Below are 15,199 nucleotides of genomic sequence, written 5' to 3'. Positions count from 1 at the left end.
TTCTGCGCGCTGGCCCTTCAGCTTTTTGAGGAAACGTAAACATGATGGTTCTGTATTCCGGCACAACTTGCCCGTTCTCCCAGCGTTGCCGGCTGGTGCTGTTCGAAAAGGGCATGGACTTCGAGATCCGCGACGTCGACCTGTTCAACAAACCGGAAGACATCGCTGTGATGAATCCGTATGGTCAGGTGCCGATCCTCGTCGAACGGGACCTGATTCTGTACGAATCGAACATCATCAACGAGTATATCGACGAACGCTTCCCGCATCCGCAACTGATGCCGGCCGATCCGGTGCAACGCGCCCGCGCCCGCCTGTTCCTGCTCAACTTCGAGAAGGAACTGTTCGTGCATGTCGGCACGCTCGAAAACGAGAAGGGCAAGGCCGCCGAGAAGAATCACGAGAAGGCACGTCTTGCGATCCGCGATCGCCTGACGCAACTCGCGCCGATCTTCCTGAAGAACAAGTACATGCTCGGCGAAGAGTTTTCGATGCTCGACGTGGCGATCGCGCCGCTCCTGTGGCGTCTGGATCACTACGGCATCGAACTGTCGAAGAACGCCGCGCCGCTGATGAAATATGCCGAACGGATTTTCAGCCGTCCGGCCTATATCGAAGCGCTGACGCCCTCGGAAAAGGTGATGCGTCGTTGAGTTTGGCTTGAGGGTGGAGGCGTCGCGCCACGCGTGCGTGTCAGCGCGGGCGGCCGCGGCGCCTTGCTCAGTAAGAGGACTGTTGATGTCAGAGATTTCCACGAAGCCTTACCTGCTGCGTGCGCTGTACGAGTGGTGCACGGATAACGGCTATACGCCCCATATCGCGGTACGGGTCGACAATCAGACGCGTGTGCCTCGCCAGTTCGTGCGGGACAACGAAATCGTGTTGAACATCAGTTTCGAGGCGACCAGCCAGTTACAGATGGGCAACGAATGGGTCGAGTTCAGCGCGCGCTTTTCCGGCAAGTCGCACAAGATCGAAGTGCCGGTGGCCAATGTGCTGGCCATTTACGCGCGTGAGAACGGCCAGGGCATGGCCTTCCCGGTGGAATCGGCCGGCGGCGAAGCGACGGATTCCGGCGCCGATGCTGAAGATGCCGAAGCGGTCGAGCCGCCGGTGAAGGTGGCGGGCAGCGGACCCCGGGCGGTCGAATCGGAGCCGGCGCCGCGCGCGAAGGCCGACGAGGCGGACACGGACGACACGCCGCGTCCGGACGACGATGGCTCGAAAGGCGGCGGACGAGGCCACCTGAAGGTGGTCAAATGAAGTGATCCGTTGGCTGGGGCGGTTTGCCGCCGGTCATGGGGTGATACAGGCTGCGCGAGGTTTGCGCGGCCTGTTTGTTTTTGCGGGCGTGGATTAAGAGACGGGGGCGGGCACTAGCCTGGATACAGTCGCCGCGCGCGGCGTCCATCAAAACAAAACGGGCTACGCAAACCTCGCGTAGCCCGTTTTCAATCTGGGTCTCCCTGTCTGATTCGAACAGAGCGCCTCGGTTTGCTTCTGGAACGATTTGTCCGTTAAACGCACAGAGTTCATCTTCCGTGTTGACGCGTCTGCGGCGCCGCGCCTATAACTTCGGCTATGACAAACCTGCAACCCGAACGGAGATTTGCTTTGAGCGACATGACAGTAGAAAAGAGCGCGACGCCGCGGCGTTTGACGCCCAAGGATTTTCAGCGGACCGGCCCCGGCACGCTCGCCGGCCGTTACATGCGAATGTTCTGGCATCCGATCTTCCACTCTGTCGATCTCAAGCCCGGCAAAGCCAAGCCGATCAAGATCATGAATGTCGAATACACGCTCTATCGCGGCGAGGACGGCGAGCCGCATCTGACGCAGTTCCGCTGCCCGCATCGCGGTGCCCAGCTCTCGGTCGGCTGGGTCGAAGGCGACAGCATCCGCTGCCGCTACCATGGCTGGAAGTTCGGCTCGTCGGGCGCCTGCGTGGCCCAACCGGCAGAGCCGAAGCCGTTCCTCGAGCAGATCAAACTCACGACATATCCCTGCCGTGACTATCTGGGCTTCGTATTTGCCTACCTTGGCGAGGGCGAGCCACCAGAGATGCCTCGCTATCCGGATTTCGAGAATTTCGACGGCGTCCTCGATCATGACAGCTGTGTGCGTGGCTGTAACTACTATAACGACATGGACAATGGCGGCGATCATGCCCATTCCGGCTTTGCCCATCGTAACAATCCGGGGTCGTTCGACGGGTTCGCGGAATGTCCGGCGATCGATGCCGAGGAAAGCGATTGGGGAATGACCATCTACAGCCGCTTTACCAACGATACTCGCATCTCGCAGTTTGGCATGCCCAACATCATGCACTTCAAAGGGCAACCGAGCGATCACGAGGTCGCGATCTTCCGCGAACTATTGTCATGGTGGGTACCGATCGACGACGAGAGCCACATGCTATTCCTCGTTGCCCGCGTCGAGGTGACTGGCGACAAGGCACGCGAATACATGGAGCGCCGCGAACGGCGCCTTGCAGCCCGCGTCGCGCCCGGTATGGAGATCGCGCTGCGCGTGTTGCGCGGCGAAATCGAGCTCGACGAACTCGATCCGTCGACCTGCGACCTGTTGCACATTCAGGATCACGTCGTGCAGGTTGGGCAGGGGGTGTTGCCGGACTACGATGCCGAGAACCTTGGCCACTCCGACCGGGCGCTGATACTGCGCCGCCGTATCTGGGGCCGTGAACTCAAGGCGTTGCTAACCGGTACCCCGATGAAGCACTGGCACTATGCGCGAGAAAAGCTAAAGATCTCGCGCGGCGCGATGGAGCGGGTCTATGAGGAGCAGCGCGAGTTGCGCATCGACAAGAAGCCGAGTTCCTGACGAAGCGTTTCACGTCTCTGCACAAGGCGATCGGCGAGGCCGGCATCGTGCGGAATGCGGCTAGTCAAGGGGCAACAGGTGGGAGTACCCTACGTGAATTTCGGCGGCGAGTGTCGCCGTTCGGGGCACTGAAAGGATCTCTCATGCGATCGAACAGCGCGGCGCGCCTGCTGCAACTGATGAAGGTTCTGAATCAGAATGGGGCAAGCAGCGTCCAGGTGTTGCATGAGGAGACCGGCCTGTCTCGTGCGGCGATCTACCGCTTGCTCACGACCTTGCAGCAGTTGGGTTACGCCGAACAGTTGCCCGACCAGGCGCGCTTCCAACTGACCCTTGCTGTGCACGAGCTCAGCGATCGGGTGAGCGATACTGAGCGCCTCGCCGCTGTCGCCGCGCCGCTGATGCGGGCACTACAGCGGGAGATACTCTGGCCTTCCTCGCTGCAGATCTTCGACAAGGGCCGCATGGTTACGCGAGCGACGACTCGTCCCTATAGTCCGTTCGTATTCGACCGTGGACATATTGGCGCACACCACGCGGTGTTGGAAACGGCCGCCGGTCGGGCCTTCCTTGCCGCCTGCTCGCGGCGCAAGCGCGAAATCGTGCTCGACTTTCTCGCCTGCTCGTCCAACCCGCTCGACGAGGAGGCGCGCAACCCGCTGCTGGTCAGCCGAATTCTTCGCGACAATGCCCGCAACGGTTATGCGATCCGTGTTGGTGAGGTGCAGGCAAATACGACGAGTCTCGCGGTGCCGCTGCGCGTCGATGGCGAGGCTTCGGGCGCCCTCACCGTTTCCTATCTGAATTCTGCGCTCACGCTGGAGAAAGCGGAAGCTCGCCTGTTGCCACCCCTGCGCCGGGCGGCGGAGGGGATCGAGCGGCAGTTCATCGTGATGGGCGCCGTCTCCGGCAGATCCGCCAGTTAAGCGGACAGACCCCGCTTTCGCGCCGATGCGTCGCCGGTGCCAGGTCCATACGGTGGTGCGAACCCGTCGCTGTAAGGGGTTCGCCGTAAATCACTTCCGCATACCAGGTAATCCTACCTGGTGGTTGCCAATGAGCGCGCGAGGTCGATAAACAACTGGACTTCCAGCGAGTCATTGTCTCGTCGCCAGACCGCAGCAACTGCAGAATGGGGGGAATTCTTTAGAGGCCGATAAACCACGCTAGCGGGTCTGAGTGAACTCATGGATTCCGGTATCAGAGCGATCCCCATACCGACCCCTACCAGGCCTAGCGCTGTATTGAGATTGGAAGAAACTTCGGCGACTTTCGCAACGAAACCGGCACGTAGACAAAGTGCTTCGACTGATTCGAACAACGCAACGGACTGACGTGCCGCTGCTTTCAGGAACGTTTCGTTCTTGAGGTCGTCGATAGCCAGCTGTTTTCTCGTTGCGAGCCAGTGAGATGCGGGTAAGGCTACCATGAGGGCCTCTTCGTAAAGTGGTGCGACCGACAAATGAGGTTGCTCCACGGGTAGACGCAAGAAGCCAACGTCGACAATTCCTTTAGTGATCGCATCGAGTTGCATTTCGATGGGTAATTCGTTCACCTTGAGGGTTATCCTTGGGTGGCGCGCGTGATATTCCATCACGACTTGTGGCAACAGGCCCTGAGACGTAGAAAAGCTGCAGGCAATGTTGAGTTCTCTTTCCTCCCCTTCGCTGATCCGGCGCACGCGCCAGGCGATGGAGTCGAGGGTTGCGAGGACCGGAACGATTTCTTCGTACAAAGCTCGACCGGCTGGTGTTAACGAAACGGAACGTTTGGTCCGTTGCAGCAACTGGGCGCCAATTTCGGCTTCGAGCATTTTGATTTGCTGACTGAGCGGTGGCTGGCTCATGTTCAATCGATCGGCCGCCTTTGTGAAGTGCAACTCCTCGGCTAACACGACGAAATATTGTAGACGGCGGATTTCCATAAAACCTCTTTAAGACGAGATTCGTCTTAGTTCAAGATGCATTAGGTATTGGACGAGCGCTCCGTATCTTAAATAGAATTGTCTTGTACGTCTTTAAGACGTAAATCGTCCTTTAGTCGTGCTGCTTGGATAGATCCGTAAGGCCACGCCAGACAGTTAGCGCTACCCGCAATAAGGAAAGGAAATGGTGGAAAATTCTTCACTGGATGAGTCACTTAAGAAGCTCGCTCAAGCTTGTCGAATCCTTGAAATGGAGGGGCACGGTGACTTGACCCTCGGTCACCTGTCCCTACGGGATCCTGACGGACGTGGCTTCTGGATGAAGCGCAATCGGATCGGGCTGGGAGAGGTCTGCGGCCCCGACGACTTCGTGCTGGTGTCTTTTGACGGGGAGAAACTGGAGGGAGAGGGTGGCCGCCATTCCGAGTGGCCCATCCACTCAGAGGTTCTGCGAATCCGACCCGATGTCAACGTCGTCGCACATACCCATCCTTTCTATAGCTGTGTGATGTCGGCATCGACAGAGCCGTTATTGCCTTTTACGCTGGATGCGGACTACTTCGGTGAAGTGCCGAGGCACGTGGACGATGTCGCGCTGATCACGAGAGTCGACGAAGGGGTCGCAATGGCCAAGGCGCTAGGTTCCCATTTCGCGTTGCTGCTGAGCAACCACGGGGTCACATTCTGCGGCACGTCGATCGAACACGCGACCTGTGTTGGCGTTTTCCTTGAAAAGGCGGCGAAGGCGCATATTGTCGGTGCGAGCGCCGGTTTTGCGACCTCGATGCCAACCGCTGCGATTCGCGAACGGCGCCATGCTCAAATCATGAGTCCCGTCCATGTAGAGCACTCGTGGAACTACTTCTGCCGGAAGCTTGAGTGGTTGACGCAGCCCGGCGAGCGATCACAGCCGAAGCTGTTTCGCTAACGAACATCAGAGTATCCGTCACAGTGGGCGGCGATCGAATCCGTCGCCCGGAAACCGGCTGCATTAGACAAACATTGCGGGGGTGGACGGCCTGGTTCAACCATCATCGGCTCGTGGAATCGCCCGGCTATATGCTGCCCGCAGAAGCTGAGTACGCCCGGCGATCCAGCAATACTGCTGCTGTGCCCGCATCAACTTAACCCAACCAGCCGCCACGATTCCCGGGGGCGGTTCAATCCTCGTTACGCCGATGATCCCCGAACTCACGGCAATCGCGCGCACGCGCCCTTTGCGCTCCGCGCACCACGGAAACACGGACGTACCTACAGTTGCCCGATCGATCCCGACGCGATCAGAAAGCCGATTTCCCACGGCGTGGGCCCTCATTTCTGGATCAGGATCGGCAACGTGGCCGCGAGGCGATTACATCGAAGCCGTCGAAGAACGTGGCGAATCTGGTCAGGATCCGCGCGCGAACCTGCATCGCATCGCCCGGCAAGCGTTCCAGACGCGCAATGATCGAGCCCCGGGTCACACGGCCCGAGACACCGGCGCTGCTACGGTCGCCCACGGTGTCGGCGATGGTTCTCATGCCGTTGTCGCCGTCCGAAAAGAGTTACGCGAGCGCCGTGCTGGCGTCAGTGAGGGTTGCGAGGTCGACCGTGCGGCCCTGGTTCATCCATTTGCGCGCGAGTTTCAGATCGCGCGGCGTGTTGATCGCAATCGCGCCGCGAATCGCACTGTCTTCCACGTAGAAGAGCGTGGCGCGTTTGCCCGGCAGATCGCCGCGCACGACGAGTTGCGCGTCGTTGGGAATGTCGCCGAGGATCTGCAGGTTCACGTCGTACTGATCGGACCAGAACCACGGAATATCCGCATACGGCTCGAACGTGCCAAGTAGGGCTTTCGCCGTGGAGATAGCCTGGTTCTGCGCGTTCGCCCAGGATTCGAGCCGCACGCGGCGTTTCAGCCACGCGCTCGGATGGTTCGCCACGTCGCCGCATGCAAAGATGCGCGGGTCGGAGGTCGCGCCGAAATGGTCGACCACGATGCCATCGGCAATCGCAAGTCCTGCTGCTTGCGCCAGCGCCGTATGCGGCGTGAGACCGATACCCGCGACGGCGAAATCGGCATCAAGCGTTGTGCCGTCGGCCAGCGTGGCACGCACGCCGTGAGCGTTATCGGGGTGATCGTCGAGCGATACAAGGCCTGAATCGAGGCGCACGTCCACGCCATTGGCCCGATGCAGTTCAACCAGGAAATCGGAAATAGCCGGCGGCACCGATCGGACGCACAGACGCGGCGCGCCTTCGACGACGGTTGCTGCAACACCAAGCTTGCGTGCAGTTGCCGCCACTTCCAGCCCGATCCAGCCGCCGCCGATCACCAGAACGTGCTGGCTCGCGCGCAACCGTTCGCCGAGAGCGACCGCCTCATCGAGCGTGCGCAGGTAAGCGATACTGGAAGTCTTCACCAGCGCATCGGGCAAGCGTCGCGCTGCTCCACCCGTGGCGATCACGAGACGATCGTATTGCACTTCACGACCCGACAGAGTGCGCACGATGCGCTGCTCACGATCAATCGACGTAGCGGTATCCGGTTGCCACGCTTCGATGTTCAGGGCGTCGAAGTCGTCTGGCTTGACGAGGCGCACGGTGTCGATATCCGCTTCTCCCGCCAGCACCGCCTTCGACAGCGGTGGCCGCTCATACGGCAAGTGGATCTCATCAGCGATCATTACAAGGCGACCGTCAAAGCCCTCCTTGCGCAAGGTCTTCCCGACCCATCCGGCGGCCTGGCCACCGCCGATCACGACGATCGTGCGTGGTACCTCCAGGCTTGCGTGTGCGCTTGATGCCGCGACGTCAGTCATGTTTGCGCTCCGTCATGAACTTTCCTTCCGGCGCTTTCGCATTCTTCTGGCGACGCGTGTTGCCGTCGATGCCGCCATCGATCGCCCATTCGGCGAATACGGTCGGCCCCGGCTCGAAATCGCGCGGCTGCCATTCGGGCGTCAGTTGATCCTCATCCGCGTAGTACTCGATGAGCGCACCGGCCGGGTTCTGGAAATACCAGAAGTACGCCGACGACACCGGATGGCGCCCCGGCCCAAGTTGCGTGTCCCAGCCGCAGCGGCTGATATGCATGCCGCCGCCGAACACTTCGTGAATATCGCGCACGGTGAAGGCCACGTGATTCAGGCCACGTTTGCCATTCGGCAACGCCAGCAGGAACAGGTCATGATGTCCGCCATGCGGCGCGCAGCGCAGAAACGCGCCACGTCCCGGGTAACGGTCCGACATCTCGAAGCCGAGCAGTTCCTGATAGAACTTCTCCGTTTCGGCAAGGTTGTTGGTGAAGAACACCACATGCCCCACTTCCACCGGTTCGGCTCGTTCATAGATCGGCGACGGTTGATTCACGCGTAACGTCTGGCCCCACACGTTCGACGGCGAACCATGCGTTTCGACGTCGCGCTTGCGGGTGACTTCCACACGAATCGCCATGCCGTTCGGGTCGATGCAGCCCACCGCGTCGTCGTTTTCGAAGTGCCCAGGCTGACCTGCGAAGCGGCCGCGCAACGCGTCGAGTTCGGCGCGCGTCGCTACACCCCACGTCACCTCACGCAGCGTCGGACCTTGTTCGAAAGCGGGCGGCAGCGACGGATCGTTAGAATCCACGGCCAGAATCGTGCAGCCGTTCAGCGATTCGAAGCGGGCACGGGTTGCGTCGTGTGCGGTCTCTTTCAAACCCCAGTCGGCGAAAAAACGCCGGCAGGTTTCGAGGTCCATCACACCGTAAGTAATCTGTTCAATGCCGAGAATCGTCATGTCGTGCCTCTTGTTCCTCAATTCGTCTGGGGCGCATTGGCCCAGGCTAAAGGTGCGTCGTTCAAGCCCCAATACAGGCTCTTTTGCTGCATGTACTCGCGAATGCCGAGACGCCCTTTCTCGCGACCCATCCCGCTCTCTTTCCAGCCGGAGAACGGCGTCGAGATCGAGAACAGCTTGTAGGTGTTGATCCACACGGTGCCCGCTTCGAGCGCGCGGGCCACGCGCCAGGCGCGCTTGTAGTCGCGCGTCCAGATGCCGGCAGCGAGACCAAACACGCTGTCGTTAGCCTGCTCGAGAAGCGAGGCTTCGTCATCGAATGGCATGGCGACCAGCACCGGTCCGAAGATTTCTTCCTGGCAGATGCGGGCGCTGTTCGACAGGCCTTCGAGAATCGTGGGCTGATAGAAGTTGCCTTGTTCGCGTCCGTCGCCAACGGGACGCTCGCCACCGCACAACAGGCGTCCACCTTCTTCCAGCCCCAAAGCGACATAACGTTCCACCGTTTCGCGATGCGCAGGCGTAATCAACGGGCCCATCTGCGTTTCTGAACTCGACGGGTCGCCCACGCGCAACCTGCGTGCGCCTTCCGTCAAGCGCTTCATGAACGCTTCGTAGATCGGGCGATGCACGAACAACCGCGAGCCCGCGATGCATGCTTCGCCTGACGAACTGAAAATGCCGTACAGCACGCCGTTCACCGCGTGATCGATATCCGCATCGTCGAAGACGATGGTCGGCGACTTGCCGCCCAGTTCCAGCGATACCGGCATCAGCTTGTCCGCGGCAATGCGCGCGATGCCACGACCCACTTCGGTCCCGCCAGTGAACGACACTTTCTTCACGAGCGGATGACGCACCAGCACATCACCGATCACCGAACCTTTACCGGGCAACACGCTCAACACGCCCTTCGGCACGCCCGCTTCTTCGCAGATGCGCGCCAACGCGAGCGAGACCAGCGGCGTCACTTCAGCGGGCTTCAACACCACCGCGTTGCCACCCGCAAGCGCAGGAGCAAGCTTTTGCGCATCCGATGCGATCGGCGAGTTCCACGGTGTGATAGCCGCGATCACGCCTATCGGCTCATGCACGCTCATGGTCATGTAGTCGCCACGCGACGGCGTGAGCTCTTCATCGAGCGTTTCGAGGCACGCGGCGAAATAGCGGAACGTGTTGGCGGCGCTCGCCACCAGTACGCGTGTTTCGCCGATCGGCTTGCCGTTATCGCGCCGCTGCAGATGCGCCAATGCTTCGTGACGCGCCATGATCAGATCGGCGATACGGTACAGAACCAGGGCACGTTGATGCGGCTTCAGACCGGCCCAGTCCGCTTTGCGCCATGCAATGTCCGCCGCTTTGACCGCATCGCGCGCATCGTCGGCGCTGGCGGTCGAGATTTCCATGTTGACCGACTGATCCGCCGGATACAGGCTTTTATACGGGTTGCCGCGTCCTTGCCGCCATTCGCCGCCGATGAAAATATCGCCGGTGGGCACGAGGCTGGTATCGAAGTGAGTCATGTCGGTCATCCGCTCAGTTACTTCTCATCAGATCACGCAACGCGCCGCGCGGTTGCGTAGCGCACGGATCGCGCTGAACGCGGTCAGCGCGGACGTCTTGGGGTTGTCGGGCAACGGCTTGCCGCACATTTCGAGCGACATCTCGCCGAACGCGCCACGCGCCAGAATGCGGTGCACATTGCGCGTCGCCGCCGGGTCTGCGATCAGACGCACAATGGTCTGATCGAGGCCGAGACCTGCCAATGCAATCGTCGCCGCCACGTTGGCATTCTTCGGATAAAGCCGCGCCGCTTCGCGGGCACTACCTTCGAAAATGATCCGCTCTTCCGTCAGGCTCTGCAGGTCGCAGATTTGTTCGGCGGGCGTGCCGAGCCAGCCTTGCGGCGGCTTGCGACCCGTGTACAGCACTTCGTCGAGGCCCCCCAGTTTCGCCGCGGCCAAAGCGTCTACGCCGCCAATGGCGCCGGACAACAGCGTCAGCGTGGCATCGCCTTCATCCGCAGCGGCCGAGAGAGCGTCGAGCAGCAGCACGTCCGAGAGCGCGCCGATCGAAGCCACCGCGCAATCGGTGCCCGCTTTCAACAACGGAACAACGTGGTCGACCAACGCACTGTGGCCCGCGCATTCCAGCGCGAACTGCGGGCGGCTGCTCAGCGCAGCTACCGAAGACACCACATCTACCGACGCGCCCACCACCTCTCGCACCGACGCCGCATGCCGCTCGGGCACGATCACATGCGACACACGCACCTGCGGATCCATCACGACCGAGCGATACACCGCCTGGCCGATCGCCCCGAAGCCGATCATCGCAACGTCGACGGGCGCGTGATGTCCCGCGTGGCGAAGATCAAGCATGTTCAGGCTCCTGCTCCTTGACCGGCGGCCCAGCAAACGCAGTGGCGAATGAACCGACCGACAGCATGTCCACTTCAACCAGCACCGGGCCGGTTTTCGCCAGACCCTCGCGGATGACCTCGTCCGCGTCGTCGAGCGACCTGATGCGGTAATGCGTGAGCTTCAGGCTTTCGCAGAACTGCGCGAAGTCCGGTTGATGCAGATCGACGAAGCAGCGGCGGCCGCCATATTGCGCGTCCTGAATGTTGCGGATCACGCCATAGCACTGGTCGTTCATCAGCACGATCATGACGTTGGCATTTTCCTGCACGGCCGTCGCCAGTTCACCGACGTTGACCATCAGGCCACCGTCGCCGACGAGGCACACCGTCTTCGCCGCGGTTTCCGCCAGCGCCGCGCCGATGGCCATCTGCATCCCTTGACCGATACCACCGCCCAAGGCGTGCACCCCGGCACGCGGCGTGAAAATCTGCAGCAGGCGGTTACCCCACGTGCTGTTCGAAATCGTCACGTCGCGCACCCAGTTATAGTCCGTACCCACCGAACGTTGCAGCGCATCGACGAGGCGCTTGTACGGCCCCAGCCCCTTGCCTACATCCGCCACGGCGATCTCGCGGGCAGCGGCCAGATCGGCGGCGAACTCCGGATCCACTTTGAGACGGCCTTCGAGCAGCGTTGCGAGTTCTTCCAATACCGCAGCGGAGTCGCCATGCACAAACAGTTCGTTGCGATAGCCGCGGTTATCGGCGAGTGCATCGGCATCGACGCGGTATAACGGTTGCGGCAACGCGAGCTTATACTTCAAGGTTTCGTTGCCACGCAGACGCGAACCGACCACGAGGACCGCATCGCAAGTCTTGTAGAAGCTCTCCACCGACGCGTGCACGTTGAACGCGCCGAGCGTCGCCGCATGATCTTCCGGCAGGATGCCGCGGCCCTGCACGCTGGTCACGACGCCAAAGCCCAGCGCCACCAGACGCTCAACCGCTGCGCGCGCGTGACGCGTGCCACCGCCAAGCCACAGCAGCGGACGCGTGGCCCTGGCCAGCGCATCGGCGAGTTGCACGACGCGCTGGCTGTCGTGCGTGAGCGTCGTCACGTGCGGTGCGCTGAGGTCCGCAGGCCATTCGATTTCCGTGGCCTGGATGTCAATCGGAATCTCGACACTCACCGGGCCGCTCGGCGCGGTCTGCGCAACGCGCACCGCTTCGCGGATGGTCGGGAGCGCGGCCTCGGCAGTGCGGACGCGGTAGGCGGCCTTCGAGATCGACGACAGCATCGACAACTGGTCCGGCGCTTCGTGGATATACGCGAGGTCCTTGTCGAGGTACTCGGTTTCGATCTGGCCAGTGATATGCAGCAGCGACGTGCCTGCGGTCAGCGCTTCGACCATCGCGCCTGCCGCGTTGCCAGCCGCGGTGCCCGTGCTGGTGAACGCGACGCCAAGGCCACCGGACACACGCGCCAGGCCATCAGCCATGTTGACCGCGCCAGCTTCGCCGCGTGCGCCGACATAACGGATCTTGCCGCGGCTGTTGATCGCGTCGAGGATCGGCATGTTGTGGATCGAAATCACGCCGAACGTAGTGCGAACGCCGCATTGCTCGAGAAAGGCGGCAATCAGTTCGCCGACGGTGGTTTTATTAGACATGTCGTGCATTGCCTCCAGAAACATCGATATGACTGCCTGTCGTGTACGACGACAGGTTGGTAGCCAGATAAAAGAGCGCCTGTGCGGCCTCTTCGGGACGACCGAAGCGGCCAAGCGGAATGTTCTTCTTGCGTGCGAGTTCTGCGGTCCAGTCTTCCCAACTCTGGCCCGGCTCGGCTTGCGTCTCGAACCGGCGGCGCCATTGGCCCGATTCGACGATGCCGATCAGAATCGAATTCACGCGAATACGCTGCGGCGCGAGTTCTACCGCTAATGACTTGATGAGACTCAGCAAACCCGCCCGTGCCGAGGAAGTCGCCACCATATGCGGCTCCGGCTGCAGCGCGAGCAGCGAATTCACGCAGACGATCGATGCATTGCCCATGCCGGCCGCGTCGCGCAGCATCGACAGGAGCGCGCGAGTCGGGTGGATCACGCTGAAATACTTCAGGTCGAGTTCTTCGCGCCAGGCATCGTCGGTGGTGTCGGCGAAGGTCGAGACGCGGCCTTGGCCGGCGTTGTTCACCAGCATGTCGGTGCGACCGAAGCGGCGCTGCACGCCTTGTGCGAAGGCGTTGACTTCCTCTGCGTCGAGCACATCGCAGCGCGCGGCCAGCAGTTGCGCAGACGGAAATTGCATCATCAGAGCCGTCTCCGCGTGCGCGAGGCGTTCGGCGTCGCGTCCGCAGATAGCGACCGATGCACCCGCACGCAAAAACAGTTCGGCGGTTGCAAGACCGATGCCGGACGAGCCGCCCGTCACCACCGCTACCTGACCGGTCAAATCGATCTGGATCATTAGAGCCCCAATGCCTTCATGTACTTGCTGCCCGTCGTCGGTCCGTTCTTGGGCCGATAGTTCAGGCGTTGCGAGAGTTCGTCAGCCGCGCCGCGCACCTTGTCGATCAGACCGCTGTCGAGCAGCGCGGCCTCGATCTCGGGCCGCGGGATCGTCGTGGTGATCACTGCGACGATGCGGCCGGTGTCATCGCGAACCGGCGCCGTCACCACCGAAATGCCACGCTCGAACGACGACTCGCTGATCGCAAAGCCACGCTGCGCGTCGACGAGAATCCGTTCGTACAACTCTTCGATGGTGGCCGGCGTCAGCTTCGTGAAGCAATGCAGCTTCGGTTCGGGGTACAGCGCGCGCAAATCGGCGAGCGACAGATCGCCCATCAGCACCTGGCCATGTGTAGTGGCATAAGCTGGCAGACGGGTGCCGACATTTACCTTTACCGAACTGAAAAAGGCGGCGTGGCTCTGCGCCTTGGCGACGAATACGACATCGCGTCCATCGCGAATCAGGATATGGCTTGTCAGACCGGTGTCGTTGCGCAAGGCCTCGATGATCGGCAAGCCGAGGTCGGTCAGTTCGAGCGAGCTCAGGAATTCGAAGCCGAGGCGTAGCACTGCAACGCCCAGGCGATAGTTGCGGTCCTTGTCGGCTCGCTCCAGAAAGCCAAGCGATTCGAGCGTCTGCAGCAGACGGAAGACCGTCGTGCGGGGAATCTTCAGGCGCCGGGACAACTCGGGTGCGCCCAGTACCGGTTCGCGCGGCGAGAACTCAGTGAGAATCTTCAGACCGCGTTCGAGACCGGGCACTTTGTAGCCGGATTCAGCGCTGTCTTCGTCTATTACGCGCTCGGCCTTGATCGTGTCGGGCGTCATTCAATGGTTCCGTGGTGCCGCACTGGCGCGGCAGAACGTGTCGATGATCGCGGTGTACGCGTCAGCGGCTTCGATATAACCGGCGTGGCCGGCACGCGGCACGACCTGCAAGGGCGTGCGTGCAATTTGCGCCAGCCGTTCGCAGGCGGACGGCAGCGTGATGGTGTCGTCAGCGCCTACGGCAACGTTGACGAGTCCGTGAAAGCGCAAGAGGTCGGCGGCAAGATCGGCGTTGGCGAGCAGATGCGTCGCTTGCGCGTATCCTTGCGGCAGGATGCGCGCCATGTTCCAGCGCACCCATGCACGAGCTGTCTCGTCGGCGTGCGCGGACAGCATGTTTGCGCCGCGCTTTTCGGCGAGGCCTGCAGGGCCGAGTTCGGCGAGCATCGCTAGACGCTGCTCGCGCTTCGTTTCGCGCAAGTCTTTGCTGGCCGCGCCGTAACCACCAGCAGGCGACAGCAGCAGAAGGCCAGCGACGCGGTGCGGATTTGCAGCAGCAAATGCACCAGCGACAATCCCGCCCAGCGAATGCCCTACCAGCACGCAACGCTCGACGCCGAGCGCGTCGAGCCAGCCGCGCAGAACGTCTGCGTAATCGGCCGCGTGAGGCGAAGGTGGAACAACCGGCGTCGAAACGCCGTATCCCGGCGCATCCCACGCAAACACATGCCGCGTCGCGCCCAGCGCTTCAAACTGCTGCAGCCACGACGCTGCGCCCGAGCCAATGCCATGTAGCAGCACAAGCGGCAATACCTCGTCGCGCACAGAGGCCGGTTCACGCGCTTCGCGATAACCCACGGTCTGCGTCGCCGCGGTAACGGCCTGCTGCAGAGGAAATCGCGCAAGACGCGCTTCCAGCGAGACGGCGAGATCGGCAGTGACGGACGGGACAGCGGGCATGTTTTCTATCTGCAAGTGCAAAGTAAGGTGACTTCAGTACGGTGACTGTGCGGAGCGGGTTGTCGCGTGGGT

General features: G+C 61.6%; 14 protein-coding genes and 1 pseudogene. 5 read left to right on the top strand and 10 right to left on the bottom strand.

Annotated features, from left to right (window positions below):
- Positions 1-41 precede the first annotated feature (41 nt).
- The 4 genes from FQ755_RS03635 to FQ755_RS03620 all read left to right on the top strand — a co-directional run bounded on the left by FQ755_RS03635 (position 42) and on the right by FQ755_RS03620 (position 3,767).
- Positions 42-653 (top strand): glutathione S-transferase N-terminal domain-containing protein, encoded by a 612-nt coding sequence (locus tag FQ755_RS03635; RefSeq protein ID WP_006052302.1) that lies wholly within the window; start codon positions 42-44, stop codon positions 651-653.
- Positions 654-738: 85 nt separating this feature from the next.
- Entirely contained in the window at positions 739-1,263 is a 525-nt protein-coding gene (locus FQ755_RS03630; RefSeq protein WP_144151087.1) for a ClpXP protease specificity-enhancing factor, read from the top strand.
- A 360-nt stretch (positions 1,264-1,623) separates the two neighbouring features.
- Positions 1,624-2,841: a Rieske 2Fe-2S domain-containing protein gene (locus FQ755_RS03625; protein WP_260858288.1), complete on the top strand. Its 1,218-nt coding sequence runs from the start codon at positions 1,624-1,626 to the stop codon at positions 2,839-2,841.
- Positions 2,842-2,984: 143 nt separating this feature from the next.
- Entirely contained in the window at positions 2,985-3,767 is a 783-nt protein-coding gene (locus FQ755_RS03620; RefSeq protein WP_144151083.1) for a helix-turn-helix domain-containing protein, read from the top strand.
- Between the two features lie 113 nt (positions 3,768-3,880).
- On the opposite strand, the gene FQ755_RS03615 is transcribed toward FQ755_RS03620, so the two are convergent.
- The gene (locus tag FQ755_RS03615) at positions 3,881-4,765 is read right to left on the bottom strand and encodes a LysR family transcriptional regulator (protein WP_144151081.1); all 885 of its coding nucleotides are present in this window, start codon (positions 4,763-4,765) and stop codon (positions 3,881-3,883) included.
- A gap of 184 nt (positions 4,766-4,949) precedes the next feature.
- On the opposite strand from FQ755_RS03615, the gene FQ755_RS03610 reads away from it, so the two are divergent.
- Positions 4,950-5,693 (top strand): class II aldolase/adducin family protein, encoded by a 744-nt coding sequence (locus FQ755_RS03610; protein ID WP_144151079.1) that lies wholly within the window; start codon positions 4,950-4,952, stop codon positions 5,691-5,693.
- Between the two features lie 234 nt (positions 5,694-5,927).
- Here FQ755_RS03610 and FQ755_RS03605 read toward each other — a convergent pair.
- From FQ755_RS03605 to FQ755_RS03565, 9 genes and pseudogenes are all read right to left on the bottom strand, one after another.
- Positions 5,928-6,285, bottom strand: a pseudogene (locus tag FQ755_RS03605) (MFS transporter); the annotation flags it as partial.
- A gap of 24 nt (positions 6,286-6,309) precedes the next feature.
- The gene (locus tag FQ755_RS03600; RefSeq protein WP_144151077.1) at positions 6,310-7,566 is read right to left on the bottom strand and encodes an NAD(P)/FAD-dependent oxidoreductase; all 1,257 of its coding nucleotides are present in this window, start codon (positions 7,564-7,566) and stop codon (positions 6,310-6,312) included.
- A complete protein-coding gene (locus FQ755_RS03595; protein ID WP_144151076.1) occupies positions 7,559-8,524 on the bottom strand; it encodes a VOC family protein in 966 nt (321 codons plus the stop codon). The genes FQ755_RS03600 and FQ755_RS03595 overlap by 8 nt, the downstream gene beginning before the upstream one ends.
- 17 nt (positions 8,525-8,541) lie before the next feature.
- The gene (locus FQ755_RS03590; protein WP_144151074.1) at positions 8,542-10,047 is read right to left on the bottom strand and encodes an aldehyde dehydrogenase; all 1,506 of its coding nucleotides are present in this window, start codon (positions 10,045-10,047) and stop codon (positions 8,542-8,544) included.
- A 27-nt stretch (positions 10,048-10,074) separates the two neighbouring features.
- Positions 10,075-10,905: an aspartate dehydrogenase gene (locus FQ755_RS03585; protein WP_144151072.1), complete on the bottom strand. Its 831-nt coding sequence runs from the start codon at positions 10,903-10,905 to the stop codon at positions 10,075-10,077.
- Positions 10,898-12,556 (bottom strand): thiamine pyrophosphate-binding protein, encoded by a 1,659-nt coding sequence (locus tag FQ755_RS03580; RefSeq protein ID WP_144151070.1) that lies wholly within the window; start codon positions 12,554-12,556, stop codon positions 10,898-10,900. The genes FQ755_RS03585 and FQ755_RS03580 overlap by 8 nt, the downstream gene beginning before the upstream one ends.
- The gene (locus tag FQ755_RS03575) at positions 12,549-13,355 is read right to left on the bottom strand and encodes an SDR family oxidoreductase (protein WP_144151068.1); all 807 of its coding nucleotides are present in this window, start codon (positions 13,353-13,355) and stop codon (positions 12,549-12,551) included. The genes FQ755_RS03580 and FQ755_RS03575 overlap by 8 nt, the downstream gene beginning before the upstream one ends.
- Positions 13,355-14,227, bottom strand: a complete 873-nt coding sequence (locus FQ755_RS03570; protein ID WP_144151066.1) for an IclR family transcriptional regulator — start codon at positions 14,225-14,227, stop codon at positions 13,355-13,357. Before FQ755_RS03570 ends, FQ755_RS03575 begins: the two co-directional genes overlap by 1 nt.
- Positions 14,228-15,127, bottom strand: a complete 900-nt coding sequence (locus FQ755_RS03565; RefSeq protein ID WP_144151064.1) for an alpha/beta fold hydrolase — start codon at positions 15,125-15,127, stop codon at positions 14,228-14,230. It abuts the gene before it with no gap.
- Positions 15,128-15,199: the final 72 nt, after the last annotated feature.

The organism is Paraburkholderia sp. BCC1885 (genome assembly GCF_900996235.1).
In the GTDB taxonomy this organism is placed as follows: Bacteria; Pseudomonadota; Gammaproteobacteria; order Burkholderiales; family Burkholderiaceae; genus Paraburkholderia.
This window is presented reverse-complemented; position numbering and strand designations above follow the sequence as displayed.

Bases quoted from the DNA above. Each gene is read 5' to 3' on its own strand.
- FQ755_RS03635 (WP_006052302.1), top strand. From the start codon at position 42: ATGATGGTTCTGTATTCCGGCACAACTTGCCCGTTCTCCCAGCGTTGC.
- FQ755_RS03630 (WP_144151087.1), top strand. From the start codon at position 739: ATGTCAGAGATTTCCACGAAGCCTTACCTGCTGCGTGCGCTGTACGAG.
- FQ755_RS03625 (WP_260858288.1), top strand. From the start codon at position 1,624: ATGACAGTAGAAAAGAGCGCGACGCCGCGGCGTTTGACGCCCAAGGAT.
- FQ755_RS03620 (WP_144151083.1), top strand. From the start codon at position 2,985: ATGCGATCGAACAGCGCGGCGCGCCTGCTGCAACTGATGAAGGTTCTG.
- FQ755_RS03615 (WP_144151081.1), bottom strand. From the start codon at position 4,765: ATGGAAATCCGCCGTCTACAATATTTCGTCGTGTTAGCCGAGGAGTTG.
- FQ755_RS03610 (WP_144151079.1), top strand. From the start codon at position 4,950: ATGGTGGAAAATTCTTCACTGGATGAGTCACTTAAGAAGCTCGCTCAA.
- FQ755_RS03600 (WP_144151077.1), bottom strand. From the start codon at position 7,566: ATGACTGACGTCGCGGCATCAAGCGCACACGCAAGCCTGGAGGTACCA.
- FQ755_RS03595 (WP_144151076.1), bottom strand. From the start codon at position 8,524: ATGACGATTCTCGGCATTGAACAGATTACTTACGGTGTGATGGACCTC.
- FQ755_RS03590 (WP_144151074.1), bottom strand. From the start codon at position 10,047: ATGACTCACTTCGATACCAGCCTCGTGCCCACCGGCGATATTTTCATC.
- FQ755_RS03585 (WP_144151072.1), bottom strand. From the start codon at position 10,905: ATGCTTGATCTTCGCCACGCGGGACATCACGCGCCCGTCGACGTTGCG.
- FQ755_RS03580 (WP_144151070.1), bottom strand. From the start codon at position 12,556: ATGTCTAATAAAACCACCGTCGGCGAACTGATTGCCGCCTTTCTCGAG.
- FQ755_RS03575 (WP_144151068.1), bottom strand. From the start codon at position 13,355: ATGATCCAGATCGATTTGACCGGTCAGGTAGCGGTGGTGACGGGCGGC.
- FQ755_RS03570 (WP_144151066.1), bottom strand. From the start codon at position 14,227: ATGACGCCCGACACGATCAAGGCCGAGCGCGTAATAGACGAAGACAGC.
- FQ755_RS03565 (WP_144151064.1), bottom strand. From the start codon at position 15,127: ATGCCCGCTGTCCCGTCCGTCACTGCCGATCTCGCCGTCTCGCTGGAA.